General features: G+C 73.3%; 16 protein-coding genes. 7 read left to right on the top strand and 9 right to left on the bottom strand.

The window, feature by feature from the left end:
* Window positions 1–39: 39 nt before the first annotated feature.
* Window positions 40–714, bottom strand: coding sequence for a histidine phosphatase family protein (locus ACZ6KF_RS30345; RefSeq protein ID WP_356632448.1), 675 nt, complete (start codon window positions 712–714; stop codon window positions 40–42).
* On the bottom strand, window positions 711–2030 hold the full coding sequence (hemL, locus tag ACZ6KF_RS30340; protein WP_356632450.1) for a glutamate-1-semialdehyde 2,1-aminomutase: 1320 nt from the start codon (window positions 2028–2030) through the stop codon (window positions 711–713). The genes ACZ6KF_RS30345 and hemL overlap by 4 nt, the downstream gene beginning before the upstream one ends.
* 285 nt (window positions 2031–2315) lie before the next feature.
* On the opposite strand from hemL, the gene ACZ6KF_RS30335 reads away from it, so the two are divergent.
* Both ACZ6KF_RS30335 and ACZ6KF_RS30330 read left to right on the top strand, forming a co-directional pair.
* On the top strand, window positions 2316–2969 hold the full coding sequence (locus tag ACZ6KF_RS30335) for a hypothetical protein (protein WP_356632452.1): 654 nt from the start codon (window positions 2316–2318) through the stop codon (window positions 2967–2969).
* Window positions 2970–3109: 140 nt separating this feature from the next.
* Window positions 3110–4006: a phosphorothioated DNA-binding restriction endonuclease gene (locus ACZ6KF_RS30330; RefSeq protein ID WP_469160064.1), complete on the top strand. Its 897-nt coding sequence runs from the start codon at window positions 3110–3112 to the stop codon at window positions 4004–4006.
* Between the two features lie 10 nt (window positions 4007–4016).
* Here ACZ6KF_RS30330 and ACZ6KF_RS30325 read toward each other — a convergent pair whose 3' ends face one another.
* From ACZ6KF_RS30325 to ACZ6KF_RS30310, 4 genes are all read right to left on the bottom strand, one after another.
* A complete protein-coding gene (locus ACZ6KF_RS30325; protein WP_356632456.1) occupies window positions 4017–5189 on the bottom strand; it encodes an oxygenase MpaB family protein in 1173 nt (390 codons plus the stop codon).
* A 38-nt stretch (window positions 5190–5227) separates the two neighbouring features.
* A complete protein-coding gene (locus ACZ6KF_RS30320; protein WP_469241299.1) occupies window positions 5228–6280 on the bottom strand; it encodes a polyprenyl synthetase family protein in 1053 nt (350 codons plus the stop codon).
* Entirely contained in the window at window positions 6273–6548 is a 276-nt protein-coding gene (locus tag ACZ6KF_RS30315; RefSeq protein ID WP_356632460.1) for a polyprenyl synthetase, read from the bottom strand. The genes ACZ6KF_RS30320 and ACZ6KF_RS30315 overlap by 8 nt, the downstream gene beginning before the upstream one ends.
* A 112-nt stretch (window positions 6549–6660) precedes the next feature.
* Window positions 6661–7104 carry a hypothetical protein gene (locus ACZ6KF_RS30310; RefSeq protein WP_356632462.1) on the bottom strand — a complete coding sequence of 148 codons (444 nt, stop codon included), beginning with the start codon at window positions 7102–7104 and terminating at the stop codon, window positions 6661–6663.
* A 446-nt stretch (window positions 7105–7550) separates the two neighbouring features.
* Between ACZ6KF_RS30310 and ACZ6KF_RS30305 the strand changes: the two genes are divergently transcribed.
* The 4 genes from ACZ6KF_RS30305 to ACZ6KF_RS30290 all read left to right on the top strand — a co-directional run bounded on the left by ACZ6KF_RS30305 (window position 7551) and on the right by ACZ6KF_RS30290 (window position 12332).
* Window positions 7551–8207 (top strand): hypothetical protein, encoded by a 657-nt coding sequence (locus tag ACZ6KF_RS30305; RefSeq protein WP_356632464.1) that lies wholly within the window; start codon window positions 7551–7553, stop codon window positions 8205–8207.
* Window positions 8208–8357: 150 nt separating this feature from the next.
* Window positions 8358–9881 (top strand): ABC1 kinase family protein, encoded by a 1524-nt coding sequence (locus ACZ6KF_RS30300; RefSeq protein ID WP_469178344.1) that lies wholly within the window; start codon window positions 8358–8360, stop codon window positions 9879–9881.
* Window positions 9882–9979: 98 nt separating this feature from the next.
* Window positions 9980–11059 carry a polyprenyl synthetase family protein gene (locus tag ACZ6KF_RS30295; protein ID WP_469241297.1) on the top strand — a complete coding sequence of 360 codons (1080 nt, stop codon included), beginning with the start codon at window positions 9980–9982 and terminating at the stop codon, window positions 11057–11059.
* Window positions 11060–11318: 259 nt separating this feature from the next.
* The gene (locus tag ACZ6KF_RS30290) at window positions 11319–12332 is read left to right on the top strand and encodes a terpene synthase family protein (protein WP_469241295.1); all 1014 of its coding nucleotides are present in this window, start codon (window positions 11319–11321) and stop codon (window positions 12330–12332) included.
* Window positions 12333–12346: 14 nt separating this feature from the next.
* Here ACZ6KF_RS30290 and ACZ6KF_RS30285 read toward each other — a convergent pair whose 3' ends face one another.
* Window positions 12347–13918, bottom strand: coding sequence for an EamA family transporter (locus tag ACZ6KF_RS30285; RefSeq protein WP_469241293.1), 1572 nt, complete (start codon window positions 13916–13918; stop codon window positions 12347–12349).
* A 101-nt stretch (window positions 13919–14019) separates the two neighbouring features.
* Here ACZ6KF_RS30285 and ACZ6KF_RS30280 point away from each other — a divergent pair, with 101 nt between their 5' ends.
* Window positions 14020–14979 carry a LysR family transcriptional regulator gene (locus ACZ6KF_RS30280; protein ID WP_469241291.1) on the top strand — a complete coding sequence of 320 codons (960 nt, stop codon included), beginning with the start codon at window positions 14020–14022 and terminating at the stop codon, window positions 14977–14979.
* Here the strand turns inward: ACZ6KF_RS30280 and ACZ6KF_RS30275 are convergent.
* Together ACZ6KF_RS30275 and ACZ6KF_RS30270 are read right to left on the bottom strand one after the other, a co-directional pair.
* Window positions 14942–15772 (bottom strand): ATP-grasp domain-containing protein, encoded by an 831-nt coding sequence (locus tag ACZ6KF_RS30275; RefSeq protein WP_356632474.1) that lies wholly within the window; start codon window positions 15770–15772, stop codon window positions 14942–14944. The two genes, ACZ6KF_RS30280 and ACZ6KF_RS30275, sit on opposite strands and share 38 nt — an antisense overlap.
* A gap of 211 nt (window positions 15773–15983) precedes the next feature.
* Window positions 15984–17492 carry a sensor histidine kinase gene (locus ACZ6KF_RS30270; RefSeq protein ID WP_469160057.1) on the bottom strand — a complete coding sequence of 503 codons (1509 nt, stop codon included), beginning with the start codon at window positions 17490–17492 and terminating at the stop codon, window positions 15984–15986.
* Window positions 17493–17534: the final 42 nt, after the last annotated feature.

The raw sequence follows: 17534 nt of genomic DNA, 5'->3' as shown, positions 1-17534 counted from the left end.
TTCGCATGCCCGTTCCGGGGATCTTGGGCACCCCCTCGCTTAGGCGCCGAAGGCCTTGTCCTTGCCTTTCACGGGCTTGGCGCCGGCCAGCAGGTGGGGGGGTACGAGGTCCCGGGCGGGCTCGCTGTAGGCGATGGACACGATGCGGTCGCCGTCGTAGGTGAACGACGTCAGGGAGGCGAGGGTGCACTGCCGGCGGCGCGGGTCGTGCCAGAGCTTGCGCCGCTCGACGTACGACCGCACGATCCAGATCGGCAGCTGGTGGCTGACCAGCACGGCCTCGTGCCCGCGGGCGCGGTCCTTGGCGGTGTCCAGCGCGCCCATCATCCGCACGACCTGGTCGACGTACGGCTCGCCCCAGGACGGCTTGAACGGGTTGACGAGGTGGCGCCAGTTGCCGGGCCGGCGCAGCGCCCCGTCCCCGACGCCGAAGGTCTTGCCCTGGAAGACGTTCTCGGCCTCGATGAGCCGTTCGTCGGTGGCCACGTCGAGGCCGTGGGCCTTGGCGATCGGCGCCGCCGTCTCCTGCGCCCGCTCCAGCGGGGACGCGCCGACGTGGGCGATGTCACGGTCGGCGAGGTGCTCGGCGACCCGGTCGGCCATCCGCCGGCCCAGCTCGGACAGGTGATATCCGGCCAGCCGCCCGTACAGCACACCGTCCGGGTTCTCGACCTCGCCGTGCCGCATCAGGTGTACGACGGTGATCTCGCTCATGCTGCCGTGGCCTCCGCCGCCGCTCGCGCCGCCGCCGGGAGGGCGTCGGCGATCCGCTGCACCGCGCGCTCGTCGTGCGCGGTGGACACGAACCAGGACTCGAAGGACGACGGCGGCAGGTAGACGCCGTTCGCCAGCATCGCGTGGAAGAAGGCGGTGTAGCGGTACGACTCCTGCGCCTTGGCGGCCTCGTAGTCGCGCACCGGCCGGTCGGTGAAGAAGACGGAGAACATGTTGGAGGCGTTCTGCACGGTGTGCGCGACGCCCTCCTTGCTCAGCGCGTCGGAGACCAGCCCGCGGATCTCCGCCGAGACGGCGTCGACCCCGGCGTAGGCGGCGTCGTCGAGGAGCCTGAGCTGGGCGAGGCCGGCGGCCGTGGCGACGGGGTTCCCGGAGAGGGTGCCGGCCTGGTAGACGGGCCCGGCGGGGGCGAGGTGCGCCATGACGTCGGCGCGTCCGCCGAAGGCCGCGGCGGGGAAGCCGCCGCCCATCACCTTGCCGAAGGTCATGAGGTCGGGCACCACGCCGTCGATCCCGAACCATCCGGCGCGGCTGGTGCGGAACCCGGTCATGACCTCGTCGGAAATGTAGAGGGCGCCGCTCTTCGCGCAGACGTCCTTCAGCCCCTGGTTGAAGCCGGGCACGGGCGGCACGACGCCCATGTTGCCGGGCGAGGCCTCGGTGATGACGCAGGCGATCTCGCCGGGGTGGGCGGCGAAGGCGGCGTGCACGGCGTCGAGGTCGTTGTACGGCAGGACGATCGTGTCACCGGCCTGCGCACCGGTCACACCGGGCGTGTCGGGGAGGGCGAACGTGGCGACGCCGCTGCCGGCGGAGGCGAGGAGGGCGTCGACGTGGCCGTGGTAGCAGCCGGCGAACTTGATCACCTTGGACCGCCCGGTGAATCCGCGGGCGAGCCGGATCGCGGACATGGTCGCCTCGGTGCCGCTGGAGACCAGCCGCACCTGCTCGACGGGCGCGACCCGGGCGACGATCTCCTCGCCGAGGGCGACCTCGCCCTCGCCGGGCGTCCCGAAGGACGTACCGCGCGTGACGGCCTCCTGCACGGCGGCGACGACCTCGGGGTGCGCGTGCCCGAGGATCATGGGTCCCCAGGAGCACACGAGGTCGACGTACTCCCGGCCGTCCGCGTCCGTCAGATACGGGCCGCTGCCGGACACCATGAACCGGGGCGTGCCGCCGACCGCGCGGAAGGCGCGCACCGGGGAGTTCACGCCGCCCGGCGTGACGGCGGCCGCACGGTCGAACAGCGCCTGCGAGGCCGGCGCTTCGTATGAATAGGGCAGTTCGCTCATGACGTGCGACTTCTCCGACTTCTCGGACTCCGGTTGCAGTGACTCCCTCAGAGTAGGCCAGCGGCCGGGACCGGGTATCACGGTGTGCGACGCGGCGGCATCTGCGAAACTGAGACCCGATACACACAGCTTGCGCGGGGTGAGAGGGTCAGGGCCTGCGAGGATCCGACGGTCAGTCGTTTGCGTGCGCACGTTTCGGCGGGCGGCCGTGGGGGAGGTCACTGACACGATGATCGGGTTGCGCGGCCGGGGACACGGGTCCTAGAAAAGCAGTCGGGTGGAGATATGCATCGCGGTGGCGGACTGGGCGAGGGGACTGACGACCTGGGTCCTCGACGTGCCCGGCGGGGAAGGCACCGACGCGAGGCGGAGGAAACGACCGAGGCACGTCAGAACCACGGAGTACCGAGTGAGCCCGAGCCGGTCGACCGGCGGCCGGCCGACCGCCGGACGGAGCGCCGGGTGGAGCGCCTGCGGGCGGAGAGCAGGAATGGTGGTCGGGTGGGGGTGACGTACAAGTACTTCGGCGCGCCGGACGGTGCGACCGCGGCCCGCGTCCCGATCTCGATGCGCCCCGAGGAACTGGGCGGCGACGAGCTCGGCATGAACGGCATGTTCACCAAGATCAAGCCGGAGACGATGGCCGCGATGGTCCTCACCGGCATCGAGGGCGTCCCCCTCCACAAGGTGCCGCCGCTGGAGCTGGTCGTCCTGCACCCCGACTACGCCGTGGTGAAGCTCCCCATGACGGTCGTGGACCCCTTGCGCGGCATCGGCGAGGAGGCGGTCGGCGCGGCGGCCTTCATCTGGTCGACGGTCCCGGACCGGGGCGGCCCGCGGGACGCGTTCAACGTGTACCAGCTGCTGCACGAGTGGCAGGACTTCTCGCACCGGCTGCATGAGGCGGGACATCAGCCTTACTGCCTGGTGTGGCCGTGAGCTGAGGAGGCTTGGGGGTGGGCGGGGTCTTCGGGTCCCGCCCTTTTCGTGCGGGTCGGGGGGCCGCCCCACTCCCGGGCAGGCAGCAAGTCCGAGCGGTCCCGCACATGTGCGGGCGGCCCCGTCTACGATCAGCCGCCATGGACTGGCTGGAGCGGATGGCGAGGCTGAGGCAGTGGACCAGGAGTGGAACGCGCGCTCCGCACAAGCCGCTGCTGCTCCTGTACGCCCTCGGCCGGTTCCAGGAGGACGCCGACGGCGGTCTGCGGTACACCGCGGTGGAGCAGGACCTGCAACGGCTGCTGATCGAGTACGGGCCACCCCGCAGGACGACCCCCGCCTACCCCTTCCACCACCTGGTCGGCGACGGCGTATGGGAAGTGCGCACCGATCGCGGACCGGGCAGCCCGGGCAGCGGGGTGCGGGACCTCCGGGATACGGGCGCGACCGGGCGGCTCGCGCCGGACCTGAGAGCGGCCCTGCGACGTGAGCCCGAACTGCTCGGCAGGATCGCGCGCTTGCTGCTCGACCTGCACTTCCCGCCCTCTCTGCACGGGGAACTGTGCGAAGCCGTGGGCCTGGCGCTGGAGCCGGCGGAGGCCGAACCGCTCGCCGCGGCACGCAGGCAGCGGGACCCGCGGATGCGGGAGCGGGTGCTGACCGCCTACGAGTACCGGTGCGCCTTCTGCGGGTACGACGGCAGGATCGGCGCGGTACCGGTCGGGCTGGAGGCCGCCCACGTGCGCTGGTGGGCGTTCGGCGGACCCGACGAGACGGAGAACGGGCTGTGCCTGTGTGCGCTCCACCACAAGCTCTTCGACAAGGGCGTCCTCGGTGTGGGAGACGATCACCGCATCCTGGTCTCGCAACGCTTCGTCGGCCACAGCCCCGCCGCCCGTGAGCACGTCATAGCCCTCGCGGGCCGCCCGCTCATCGGCCCCCAGCCCGGCGCACGCCCCGTTGCCGCAGCTCACCGCGCCTGGCATGCCCGGGAGGTCTTCCACGGCGAACCGCGCCCTGCCGCGGCTGCCGGCTGAGCATCCCGCCTCACGCCCCGACGTCCGACGCCGGCGGCACCCAGCGTCGGCTGCGAGGGACCGTGTCCTTGACGCCGTAGTCCTTCTTCAGGTGCTCGGGGATGGCGTAGTGCATCACGCGTCCGCGGGTCAGCGAGGAGAGTTCGAGGACCGTGGTGAGGTGGCCGAGGCGGTCCAGGGCCCAGGCGCCCAGGGGGGAACGGTCCTCGATGGTCTCCAGGGCGCCGAGGAGGTGGGGGACGGCCCGGACGACGGTGTCCCACGGGGTTTTCGGGACGTCGAGCCAGTCGGCGCAGGTGTCGCCGACGAGGTGGCGGATCAGCGCGGAGACGATCGGGTCGAAGAACGTCCCCGGAACGACCTCCTCGTACAGGTCGATCAGCTGCCGCGTCAGGTGCGCGCCCTCTTCGGAGGGGCCCATGTGCCGGATCATGTACAGGTCCAGGAAGCGGCGCGCCTCTTCCAGGGTCTTCGGTACGGCGTCCTGGTCGACGCCGAGCATGGCGCCGACGACCCGCCAGGCGTAGTAGTAGGCCTCCGCGCCCTCCTGGGACATGTGGACGCCGAGGCGGTGCAGGCTGTCGAGGACCAGCAGGGAGAAGAACATCTGCCCGCCGATCATGTCCTCCTGGCAGATCGGCACGCCCAGCGCCGCCGTGTCCCAGCGGTCCTCCCGCCGCAGGTGGTGGCGGATGGCGGCGTGCAGCAGGCGGACCTTCTGTGCGGCGGGGATGAAGCGGCTGCCGGCCTCGAAGGCGTCGGGCTGCATGAGGTGGACGGTGAACTGGCCGGTCTCCGCCATGCGTTTGGCGGGGTACTTCAGCGAGTGCGTGGCCGACAGCAGCTTCGCCACGTGCGGCACGACGTAGCAGGCCGGCATCGACGCGAACGACAGGGCCGTGGAGATGTGCACGTTGTTGTCGATGAAGAACAGCCGCGCCTTCTCCATCTCGCCCCAGTCGACCCACGCGGGCGGGGCGGCGGTCCGGGCGAGGTAGTCGCGCGCCACCTCGGGCAGGCCGTCGGGGAGCGGGGCGCCCGCGGTGGAGACGTACCGCATCAGGGTGTTGAGTGTGCCCACCTCCCCGCGTTCGAAGAGGGTGGCCACGGTGGCGTCGGCGAGTTCGTCGCCGACCTCGCGCAGGGCGTCCGGTGACGGCTGTGACGCCTCGGTGCGGGCCATGACAGCGCTCCTTGGGTCGGGGTCGGGGTCGGGGCGGGTCAGTGGTGGCGGTGTGCCGCCGCGTCCGTCAGGGTGCGCAGGGCCGTGGCGGCGGGCGCGGGCAGGCTCAGGGCGTCCAGGGCGGTCAGGGCCTCGTCCACGCGTTCGGCGATCATGGCTTCCACGCGGTCCGGCGCCTTCAGCCGGCGCATCAGCTCCCGTACCTCTTCGAGTCGCTCCCCGTCGGGGTCGGGGCGGCCCAGCAGGGCGCGCATCCGGATCCGGTCCGCGTCGTCGGCCAGCCGCCAGGTCTCGGCGAGCAGCGCGGTGGGCCGGTGGCCGCGTACGTCGTCGGCGCTCGCCTTGCCGGTGACGCGCGCGTCCCCGAACAGGCCGATGAGGTCGTCGCGCAGCTGGAACGCCTCGCCCAGCGGCAGGCCGTACGCCCGGTAGCCGGCGCCCAGTTCGCCGTCGGCCCCGGCCAGGGCGCCGCCGATCAACAGGGGCTGCTCGACGGTGTACTTGGCCGTCTTGTAGCGGATCACCTTCAGCGACACCGCCGTGTCCGGGACGCCCGCGGTGTGCAGGATCTCCAGGCACTCCCCGGCGATCAGGTCGCGGGCCAGCGCGCCCCACAGCGGGCGGGCCCGGCCGAGGTAGGCGGCCGGCAGGCCGCTGGTGACGAACAGCTGTCCCGCGAGGGACATCAGCAGATCGCCGGTCAGCATGGCAAGCGACCGGGCCGCGCGGGCGGCGCCGGGCCGGTGGGCCACCGCGGAGCGCAGGGCCACATGGGCGGTGGGACGGCCGTGCCGCAGCGGGCTGTCGTCGATGAGGTCGTCGTGGACGACCGCCGCGGCGTGCACCAGTTCCATGGACGCCGCAGCCCGCACCATGGCGTCGCTGTCCGGCTGGCCCGCCGCCCGCCAGCCCCAGTAGCAGAACGCCGCGCGCAGCCGCTTGCCCTCGGCCACCGCCGACTCCAGCCGGACCGCGACCGGGGTCAGCAGGGGATCGATGTCCGCCAGCCGGTCGGCCTCCGCGCCCACGAACGAGCGCAGTACGGCATCGACGCGCGCCCGGAAGGCGGGCGCGTCCCACTGCTCAGTCACCGCCGCCCGCCCGCCGGGCCAGTGCGTGCCGGGCCAGGATTTCGAGGTGCGCCGGCGGCGCCGCGTACCGGTCCAGGGCCAGGCGGCCCCGCGCGACGAGGTCCCGCTCGGCGTCGGCCGCCAGTTGGGCCGCGTCCGAGCGCCGCAGCAGCCCCCGCACCGTCCCCCACGCCGCCCCCAGCGTGCTCACCGCCAGATCGGCGAGCCCCGCCGCCAGCAGCACCGCCTGCTCGTCCAGGCCCTCGCGGGCCCCGCCCTCCCCGGTCACGTTCGTCTCCCCTCGCCGGTCCCGTCATGTCCAGGCTGACCGCGGGGGCGGTTCGGTGCGGCGGCAACTCACCGACGGGTGAACGCCCGTACAGGCGTGCGCACTTGTCAGCTCAGGGCGTGTACCGCTTGAGGTACAGCGTCTTGCCGTACTCCTGGGCCAGCCACAGGCGGCGGTGTTCGCCGAAGTCGGCGAGGTTGGGGTTGTCGAAGGTGTGGGGGGTGTCGGAGTGGGGGTTGACGGTGACCCAGACGCGTTCCACGCACCAGGCCGGGTGGTGGCCGGCGGGCTCGAAGCGGAGGTAGGTGGGGTAGCGGTCGAGGTCGTCGGTGTCGAGCTGGGGGCGGCGCGGGTCGTTGTGGTTCGCGTTCTCGATGTTGGCGTCCTCACCGAGGACGAAGGTCCAGTTGTCGCCTCGCTCGGTGCCGGCGCTGGTGCCGGCGGCGTTGAGCACGAACTCGCGGCCGGCGATGCCGAGGTAGACCCAGCCGTAGGTTCCGGCGCGCGGCAGGTCCGCGGTGCGGACGTGCGCCTCGATTTTCCTGATGTCCGCCATATTCATCATTCCTTTCCGCGCGGACTCCGTGGGCGCCGACACAGGGACGGCGATTCATTGTCGTTATTCCGTTGAATGGCGTCGGATGAATCGGTCGGACGGATATATGGCCGAATGAGGGCGAGCGCCAGGCACACCGGGAGAGCGGGAAAGTTGGATTATCTGCTCCGACTGCCGCGTGTCGGTTCCGTTTGCAAGGAGAAGAGGCGCGGCCGTGGCCAGGGGTTGGCGCATCGGGACGGCTCTAATCGGCCATGAACACCGGTTGACCAGCAGCGATCGGCGCACGCCCGGCGTGCGGCGCCCTTTCGACACGCGCGCTCCCTCGATCGAGGCAAAGCGTGCCGGGTCGCGTTTTTCCGGGTGGGCGGCGGACAACATCCCATTTACCGGCTGCGAAAGGCCGCCCCTCGGACGATCCCCTGTTTTCTGCCTCGGGAGGTTTTATGCCCCGCCGATCACGCACGTCGTTCAGTCATGCCCTCCAGCGAATTGTTCACGCCACGGAAGAGCTGGTCGACGACGCGCTGGACCGCGCCGGTGATTTCGAGCGTGGAATGCGGCGTTCGTTCAGCAGGGCTCTGGACGACGATCCGGACGACTGGGACGACGACCGGCGCGACCGCTGGGACCGACGGGACCGCTACGACAGGGACGACCGATGGGACAGGGACAGGGACAGGGACGACCGGTATGACTGGGACGACCGGCACGACCGGCACGACCGGCACCGGCGGCGGGACCGGCACGATCGACGTGATCGCCACGACCGCCACGACCGTGACCTTCCGCACGACGGCTACGACCCGTACGACGACCGGTACGACGACGACTGGCACGGCGACGACCGGGACGACCGCGACGGCCGGGGGCGCCGCGGCCGGCACGACCGCGGGCCCCGGCGCCGGCCCGACCCCGACGGATCCCGCGACGAGGACCGCCATCATGGCGGCGACCGGCGGTACGAGCGGGAGAGCCGGGAGGGTCTGGAGGGCCGGGAGGGCCGGGGCAGTCGAGGGGGACGTGACGGCGAGGAGTTCAGGGCGCTCAAGGACCAGCTGTCCCAGCTGGCGAACCGCATCGACCGGATCTCCGGTGGCTGACGCCGGGGCCCGCCGCTGCCCGGCCGGCCGCCCGGCCGGCCGCCCGGCCGGCTGCCCGACTCGCCACCGGACCCGTATCCCGACCGGCTGCCCGACCCCTCCCGCTGCCCCTCGGCGTCCGCCCGGCCCTCCGGCCCTCCGGCGGCCGTCGTGGTGAGCTCCGGCCGCGGGCGGCTGCTGCTGCGCGTGCTCGGCCGGCTCGCCGGATGCGAGGCCGCGCGCGTCGTGAACCGGACCGGCCGCGCGGCGGCGGGCGAGGACACCAACGCCCTGCGCCGAGCCCGCGACCTGCGCGGCGCGCTGGAGAGCCTGGGCCCCTTCTACATCAAGGTCGGACAGATGCTGGCCACCCGTCCCGACATCGTCACCCCGGAGATGATCACCGAGTTCGAGAAGCTCCAGGACCAGGCCGCGCCCGCGCCGTTCACCGAGTTCGAGCCGGTCCTCACCGAGGAGCTGGGTCCGCTGTGGCGGCGTTCGTTCCGCGACATCGACACGCACAACCCGCTGGGCACCGCCTCCCTGTCGCAGGTCTACCGGGCCGAGCTGCCCTCGGGCCGTCAGGTCGCCGTCAAGATCCAGCGGCCCGGCGTGCGCGAGACGGTGGCCGCCGACATGAAGCTGATGGGCACCCTGGCCCGGGTCGCGGCCCGTCGCGCGCCGCGGTTCAACGAGGTCATCGACGTCGAGGCGATGCTCGGCGTGGTCTTCGACGCGATGCGGCCGGAGCTGGACTTCGTGATGGAGGCCCGCAACATGGCGGAGGCCGGCAAGGCCGCCGCCGACTTCGAGTACATCGCCGTGCCGGACGTGCTCAAGGCCACCCCCCGCGTCCTGGTGCAGAGCCTCGCGCCGGGCAGGCCGATCCGGGAGGCGGACCGTGACGCGTTCTCCGCCGAGGAACGCGCCGCCATCGGACGCGACCTCCTGGCGTTCATGTACCGCGGCTACTTCGTCGACCGCGTCTTCCACGCCGACCCGCACCCCGGGAACGTGTTCGTCGAACCCGGCGAGCCCGCCACCCTGATCGACTGGGGCATGGTGGGCCGCATCGACCGGCCGATGAGCACCAGCATCCTGCTCATGCTGCTGAACCTGGCCATGAACGACGGCGCCGGAACCGCCCGCGCCTGGATCGACATGGGCAGCACCACGTCCTGGACCAACGCCTCCGCCTTCGCCGGCGACATGGCGGCCCTGGTCCCCCAGATCGCGACCGCCTCCCTGGAGGAGCTCAACTTCGGCGTCACGCTCACGGCGGTGCTCCAGCACTCCACACGGCGCGGCATCCGCACCAGCCCCATGGTGTCCATCCTCGGGAAGTCGTTCGCCAACATCGAGGGCTCCATCCGGCATCTGAGCCCCGAGCTGTCGATCATCGAGGTGTTCTCCGAGGAACTCCTCGGCATCGTCACCGACCTGATCAAGGAGAACATCTCTCCCCACCAGGCCGTACGCACCGCCCTGGAGGTCATCACCGCCGGCGCCGCCGCTCCCCAGCAGCTGCGCGGGGTCACCCGGGACCTGTCCAACAGCGATCTGAGCATGCGGATGACGCTCAACAGGCCGCGCCGGCCCCACCACCGCGAAGCCGCCCTGCGCCTCGGCCCCATGGAGGCGGCCCTGACCATCGGCGCCGCGCTGCTGTGGCACCACCAGTCCAAGCTCGGCTGAGCACGAGCCCCGACCCCCTGCGGGAGCCCGCCCACTCTGGTGCGGCAACCCCCTTCAGCCGTCCCCGTCCCCCACCACCTCACCACCAAGGAGTCCGGGTGAGTACCGACGCCGCCACGACGGACACCCTCGACCCGACCGACCTGCGCTCCCGTATCGACACCGCCCTCGCCGCGTTCCTCCGCCGCGGGCGCACGACCGTGCCCGCCCAGCGCGCTCCCGCCGACGAACTGTCCACCGCCCTGGCCGACTTCGTCCTCGCCCCCGGCAAACGCCTCCGCCCGCTGCTGTGCGTCCTCGGCTGGCACGCCGGCGGCGGAACCGGCGACGACGAGCGGCTGCTGCGGCTCGCGGCGAGCCTCGAACTGTTCCACGCCTTCGCCCTCATCCACGACGACATCATGGACGCGAGCGACACCCGCCGCGGCCACCCCACCGCCCACCGCGCCTTCGCCGCCCGGCACCCCCGCCGGCGGGACGCCGACGCCTTCGGCACCAGCGCCGCCATCCTCCTCGGCGACCTCGCCCTCGTGCGCGCCGACGAGATGCTGCACGCCGCGCGTCTGTCGCCCCGCGAGTCCGAGGTGGTCCTGCCGTTGGTCGACGCCATGCGCGACGAGCTGGTCCGGGGCCAGTACCTGGATGTACTGGCGACGGGCGCGGCGAGCGGTGACGTGGAGCGGGCGCTGACCGTGAACCGCCTCAAGACCGCGCAGTACACCGTCGAACGGCCCTTCCAGCTGGGCGCGGCCCTGGCCGGCGCGGACGCCGCCCTGCTGCGCGCCTGCTCGGCGTTCGCGCTGCCGTTGGGCGAGGCGTTCCAGTTGCGGGACGACCTGCTCGGCGTCTTCGGCGACCCCGGTGTGACCGGCAAGTCCGCCGACGAGGATCTTCGGTCCGGCAAGGCCACCGTGCTCATGGCGCTGGCCGTGCGCCGGGCCGACCGGGCCGAGCGGGAGCAACTGGCCCGGCTGGTCGGTGATCCGCTGCTGGACGCGGAGGGCGCGGCGCGCGTGCGCCGGATCCTGGAGCGGACCGGTGCCCGCGACACCGTCGAACACATGATCGCCGAACGCTACGACACCGCCCTCGCGGCCCTGGACCGGGCGGAGCTCGCTCCCCGGGTGTCGGCGGTACTGCGCCGTATCGCGACGTCGGCGGTCCGCCGTACGGCGTGACGCGCGGCTCGGTACGGCTTTCGGACCGCGCGCCCCCGTACGTCCATGGACTCGTCCGGCCCCTGGACTCGTCCAGCCCTCCAGCCCCCGGCCCCTCCCGCATCGCCCTCCCGTATCGCCCCTCCCGGCCCTCGAACAGGAGTCCGCCGTGAGCACCAGCGCGCCCGACGCCCAACCGTCTCTCCCCTCCCACCCGGCTGTCCCTTCCCTCCCTCCCCTCCCGTTCTACTGTCCGCTCCCGTCCGTCCTCCACCCGGACGTGGACGACGTCGAGCGCCGCGCCCTCGCCTGGGTCGACGCGTCCGGGCTGTGCCCCGACGAGGCGTCGCGAGCTGTGGCCGTCGCGAGCAACAGCGCGGAGTTCTACGCCCGTTTCGCGCCGGCCGCCGATCCCGAACGGCTGTGGGTGGCCGCCTGCTGGGTCTACTGGGGGTTCGTCTTCGACGACGCCCGCTGCGACGAGGGGCCGTTCGCCGCCGACCCGGCCGCCTTCGCCGCGCTCGCGGGCAGCGTGCAGCGGGCGCTGGAGGTGCCCGGCCCGCTGCGCACCGGCGACCGCTACGCCGCCGCGCTGCACGACCTCGGCGAGCACATGCGCGCCTGCGCCGGCCCCGTGCAGTGCCGGCGCTTCCACCACGCCCACCGGGCCTGGCTCGGCGGCGTGCAGTGGCAGATCGGCAACCGCGCCGCCGGGCGGATGCCGGACCTGGACGAATACCTGGCCATGCGGCTGCACGCGGCCGGCGGCGAACCGACGTACGCCCTGCTGGAGATCGCCAACGGCATCGACGTACCGGCCGCCGAGATGGACTCCCCCGCGGTCCTCGCGCTGACGGAGATGGCGATGCTGGTCGCCTCCCTCGACAACGACCGCCACTCGTACGCCAGGGAGACCGGCCTGGGCCAGACCGGCCAGAACATCGTGACCGTCCTGATGGCCCAGGACGGCCTCTCGCCGGGGCGTGCGCTGCGGGAGGCGATCGCCTTGCGGGACGCGATCCTGGACCGGTTCCTCGCCCTGCGCGCCGAGATCCTCCCGCGCGCCGGCGCCGCGCTGCGCCGCTATCTGGAGGATCTCGGCCACGGAATCCGCGGCAACATCGAGTGGGGCCTGCGCGTGCCCCGCTACGCCGGTCCCGTCGGCGCCGGGCCATCTCCCGTACGGGCTCGGGTGCCCGCGCAACTTCCTTGGACGCAGCGGCCGTTGAGGGGCGGGCGCGATCCGCGACGCCTGCCGTCCATCGCCTGGTGGTGGCGGGACCCGGCCTTCTGACCCCGGGGAGGCCGTCAGTCCCGGTGGACCACGGTGAAGTGCCGTGTTCCGTAGGGGACTTCCAGCTCGTCCACGACGGCGACCGCGAGGTCCTCCGCACTGATCCAGGACGTGCCGGCGGACGTCGTGAGCAGGGTGTCCGTGCCCCGGCGGTAGCGGCCGGTGCGCTCGCCCGGCTCCAGCAGGGCGGGCGGGCTGAGGTAGGCCCAGTCGGCGGCCGAGTGGGCCTCACAGGCGTGCAGTTGGGCGACTCCGGCCAGGGCCACCTCGCGGTAGGAGGCGGGAACGTACGCCGGGTCGTCCGCTGCCCGTCGGGCGGGGTCGCCGGGGCTGCGCAGGGCGCCCGCACCGCCGATCACCAGGGCGCGCACGCCCAGTTCGGCGGCCGTGTCCAGCACCGTGCGGGTCGTGGCCGCCAGGAAGTCCTGGTCCACCGGCTCCGTCCGCACGGTCAGGACGACGGCGTCCGGCGCCGAGGCCACGAGCGCCTCCCGCACCGCGCGCCCGTCGCTCGCGTCGACCGCCACCGGCGTCACCTCCGCGCCCGTCCGCGGCGTCACGTCCCCCTCGCCGCCCTCCGGCTTCCGGGACAGGGCGATCACCCGGTGCCCCCGCCGGCCCGCCTCCGCGACCACCCGACGGCCCACCATCCCCGTCGCCCCCAGTACGGCGATCCTCATGCCTCTGCCCACCTTGCCTCGGCCCCTCCAGTCAGGGGCGTTCACCTGCGCCGCCGCCATCGCGGCCAGCGCCACCACGAACCCCACGCCCTGCACCGCGCCCAGCGACTCGCCCAGCAGCCCGGCGCCCACCACCGTCGCCACCAGCGGCGACAGCAGCACCAGCGGCGCCGACGCACCGACCGGCAGCCTCCCGATCCCGCGGAACCACACCGTGTACGCGATCAGCCCGCCCATGCTGCCGAGCCACACGTATCCCCCGGCCGCCCCCGTGTCGATCCGTTCCGGAACCCCCTCGACCGCCAGCGTGACCGGCAGCAACAGCACCCCGCCCGCCGTGAGTTGCCACCCCGCCAGCGCCAGCGGCCCGACCCCTGCCGGACGCCCCCAGCGCTTGGTGAGGACGACGCCGCCCGCCATGCCCGCCGTACCGCCGAGCCCGGCGAGCACCCCGACCGGGTCGAGCCGGGCGTCGGGCCCCAGCACGACGAGCCCCACGCCGGCCACGCCCAGCACGCCCCACCCCCAGCGCCACAGGGTCGGCCGGTCGTCGAGCACCGCGACGGCCAGGCCCGCCACCATCAGCGGCTGGGCCGCGCCGAGGGTGGCCGCGACCCCGCCGGGGAGCCGCTCGGCCGCCAGGAACAGCAGCGGGAACAGCGCGGCGATATTGAGGGCGCCGAGCACCCCCGCCTTCCACCACCACTCGCCGCGCGGCAGCACCCGCGTGAGCGCCAGCCCCAGCAGCCCGGCCGGCAGGGCCCGCATCAGCCCGGCGAACAACGGGTGCCCCGGCGGGAGCAGTTCCGTCGTCACCGCGTACGTCGTGCCCCACGCCGCCGGAGCGAGCGCGGTCAGCGCCACGGTCCCGGCCGTACGGCGCGTGCCTGTCTGGAGGGAGTGCATGCCATGCAGTCTCGGCAGGGCGGGCACGATGAGTCCAAGACATGCTTTTCATCCCAGCGATGAAGGACAGCCATCAATGGGTCCATGGATCATGTCCCTCCATGGACCTCCAGCAGATGCGCTACGTCGTCGCCGTCGCCGAGACCCGCAGCTTCACCCGCGCCGCCGAGCGCTGCTTCGTGGTGCAGTCGTCCCTCAGCCACCGCATCGCCGGCCTCGAGCGGGAGCTGGGCGTCCGGCTGTTCGCCCGGACCAGCCGGCGGGTGGAGCTGACGAGCGCCGGGGAGGCGTTCCTCGCCGCCGCCCGCGAGTGCCTGGCCGCGGCCGACCGTGCGGCGGCCGACGCGGCGGCGGCGACCGGCGTCGTGCGCGGCCGGCTCGCCGTCGGCGTCATCGTCACCACCGCCGCGGTCGACGTCCCGGAGCTGCTCCAGCGCTACCGCGCCCTGCACCCCGACGTCCGCGTCGTCCTGCGCTCCGGCCGCAGCGACCAGCTCGCGGCGGCGATCCGCGACGGCGACCTGGACATCGCCTTCCTCGGTCTGCCGGAGGGCGAGCAGCCGCCCGGTGTGGAGAGCGTGGTGCTCGCCCGCGACGCCCATGTGCTGGTCGTCCCGGCCGGGCACCGGCTGGCCGGCGCCGAGCGCGTCACCCTGCGCGACATCGCCGACGAGACCTTCGTGGACTTCGTCCGCGGCACCCCGGCCCGCGCCCAGTCGGACCAGGCCTTCGCCTCCGCCGGTCTGGTCCGGGACGTCGCGTACGAGGCGGGCATCGTGGAGCTGATCATGGGGCTGATCACGCGCGGACTGGGCGTCGCGCTGCTGCCGTCGGCGTTCGTCCGGCCGCTCGTCGCCGCACGGCCGGGGCCGGCGCTGGTCCCGGTGGCCGACGGGCCGCGCCGCATCGAGTGCCTGGCGTGGAGCCGCTTCAACCCCAGCCCGGCCACCCGCGCCATGCTCGCCGTGCTCGGGGACCTCGGGGCCCTCGACGGCCTCGGCGCCCCCGGCGCCCCCGGCGATCTCAGGGGAACCGCAGGAAACGGTCCAGCGACGCCGTGAAACTCCGCACGAACGCCTCCCGCCTCTCCTCCCCCACCAGCTCCAGCGACAGGTAGGGATTCAGGTCCTCCAGCTCCACCAGCAGCAGCTCACCGTCCCGCGTACGACAGGCGTCCACCCGCTGGATGCCCTGGTCGAGGGTGTTCCAGTCGATGAACCGGCGGGCGAAGTCCAGGTCGGCCGCGGTGGCGTCGTACGGCGCCAGGTCCCAGCGGCGGGCCGGGTCGGGGGCGTACAGGGCGTACTGGAAGGCGTCGTCCACGAAGTAGAAGGAGACCTCGTGGACGAAGTCGATCCGCGGCTGGACCAGGACGTCGTCGCCGAAGGCCGGGCCGTCCAGCTCCTCCGGCGTCACGAAGCGCAGGCCTATGGAGTCCGCGCCCGCCCTCGGCTTGACCGCGTACTGCGCGGCCCGCGGAAGCCGCGACAGGTCCTCCGCGCGGTCGACGGTCGGGATGACCGGGAAGCCCCCGGCGGTCAGCTCCAGCAGATACCCCTTGCCGGCCATGTCGCCCCGCCCGTGCAGCGGGTTGTAGACACGGGCGCCGAGCCGCAGCGCCCGCTCCCGGAAGGCGTCGTACTCCTTCTGGTAGTGCAGCACGGGCCCGCTGTTGCGGACGACGACCGCGTCGAAGCCGTCCATCAGCGCGGCGGCGTCCAGCGGGTGGCACAGGGCGAGGTCGAAGTGGGCGCGCAGCCGGGAGGTCAGGAAGACGTCCTCGTCGCCGTAGCGCCGCCCGCGGGCCGGGTAGGCCAGATCGGTCACGAACAGGACGGAAGAGCGTGCGGACACGGAAGGGCTCCTTCTGCATGACCGGTGGCCGGCGACCGCGGCCGGCGACCGCGGCCGATGAACTGCATGACCAATGACCAGTGACCGATGACCAATAACCGAAGACCGAAGATCCACGGCCGGGCACGAGGCGGCCGTCGGTCACTGACCACCAGGGGCCGATTACTGGCCACCGTGTCCGGTTGTCAACGACCGACCGGTGGCCGCAAATCTAACCGACCGGCCCCTCACCCGACCGTCCCCCGCCCCCGACCGTGAATCCGATCACCATGCCGCCCCCCTCCCGCCGCCGCGCGAACGGCTCGCCCCCGTGCGCCAGCGCGACCTCCCGCACGATCGACAGGCCGAGCCCCGAGCCCGGCAGGGAGCGGGCGTCGGCGGCGCGGTAGAAGCGGTCGAAGACGCGCATCAGGTCGGCGTCCTCGATACCGGGACCGCGGTCGAGCACCTCGACCCGGATCGTGCCGGGGCGCGCCGGACCGGCGACGGCCAGCTCGATCGGCTCGGTGCCCCGCCGGTCGAACTTGGCCGCGTTCTCCACCAGGTTGGACATCGCCCGCGCGAGCATTCCCGGCCGTCCCTCGGCCGTGGTGTCGCCGCAGGTGCGCAGCACGATCCGGCGTCCGGTACGGCGCCGGACCAGGCCCACGACGTCCTCGGCCAGCTCGGCGACGTCCACGCGCTGCACGGGCTCGGCGTCCGACTGGCCGGCCGCGAGATCGACCAGCTCGTTGACCAGCTCGGTCAGTTCGAGGGCCTCCTGGGCGAGGTCGGCGACCAGCTCCTCGCGGGCGGGAGGCGGCAGTTCGTCCATGCGGCGCAGCAGGGAGATGTTGGTGCGCAGGGAGGTGAGCGGCGTGCGCAGCTCGTGTCCGGCGTCCTGGACGAGCCGCCGCTGGTCCTCCTCCGACTGGGCGAGCCGCCCGAGCATGCGGTCGAAGGCGCGGCCGAGCCGGCCGACCTCGTCGCTGCCGGTGACGGGCACGTCGATGCCCAGTCGCCGGGTGCGGGCGACGGCCTCCGCGGCGGAGGTCAGGATCACCAGCCGCCGGGTGATGCGCCGCGCCAGCCACCAGCCGAACAGGCCCGCGCCCGTCACGACCGCCGCCATCAGCAGCAGCGTGCGCTGCTGGAGCGCCCGCAGCAGGTCCTCGGTGTCGCTGAACTCCTGCGCGACCTGCACCCCGCCCCGCCCGCCGCCCAGCGAGACGGTCGCCACGCGGTAGACGTCGTCGCCCACGTCGACGTCCTTGTGCACCGCCAGCCGCCCGGCCTCCCCCGCCCCCGCGACCTCCCGGTCCTCGTCGACGACCGGCAGCCCGGGGCTGCCCGGGTCGACGATGTGCCCGTCGGGCCCGAGCACCTGCACGTCGGTGCGGGCGGGGCGGACGAAGTCGTGGCCCGGGCCCGAGGAGAAGTCCTCCGGGTCCATCCGCCGCTCACGCACCTCGACCCGCAGATCCTGCACGACCTCGTCGAACACGGACTGCTGGTCGACCCGCACCAGCCGGGCGGCGGCGCTGTAGGACAGGATGCCGACGGCCACGGTGACGACGGCGGTCACCGTGGCGAAGGACAGCGCGAACGTGGTCCGCAGCGACACGGCGAAGGCGGCCGGCCACGACGCCGTACGCAGCCGCCGCAGGACTCCCGCACCAGGCCGACCACGCCCCGCCCGGGTCCCGGCAGCGCGTGACCCGGTCCGCCGCGGCGCACGCATCAGCGCCCACTCCCCGCGGCCCACGCGCCGGCGCCCGCTCGC

This window comes from Streptomyces sp. NPDC046379 (assembly GCF_055587785.1).
Note: the sequence above shows the minus strand (reverse complement) of the source record. Positions and strands in the feature narration are given on the sequence as shown.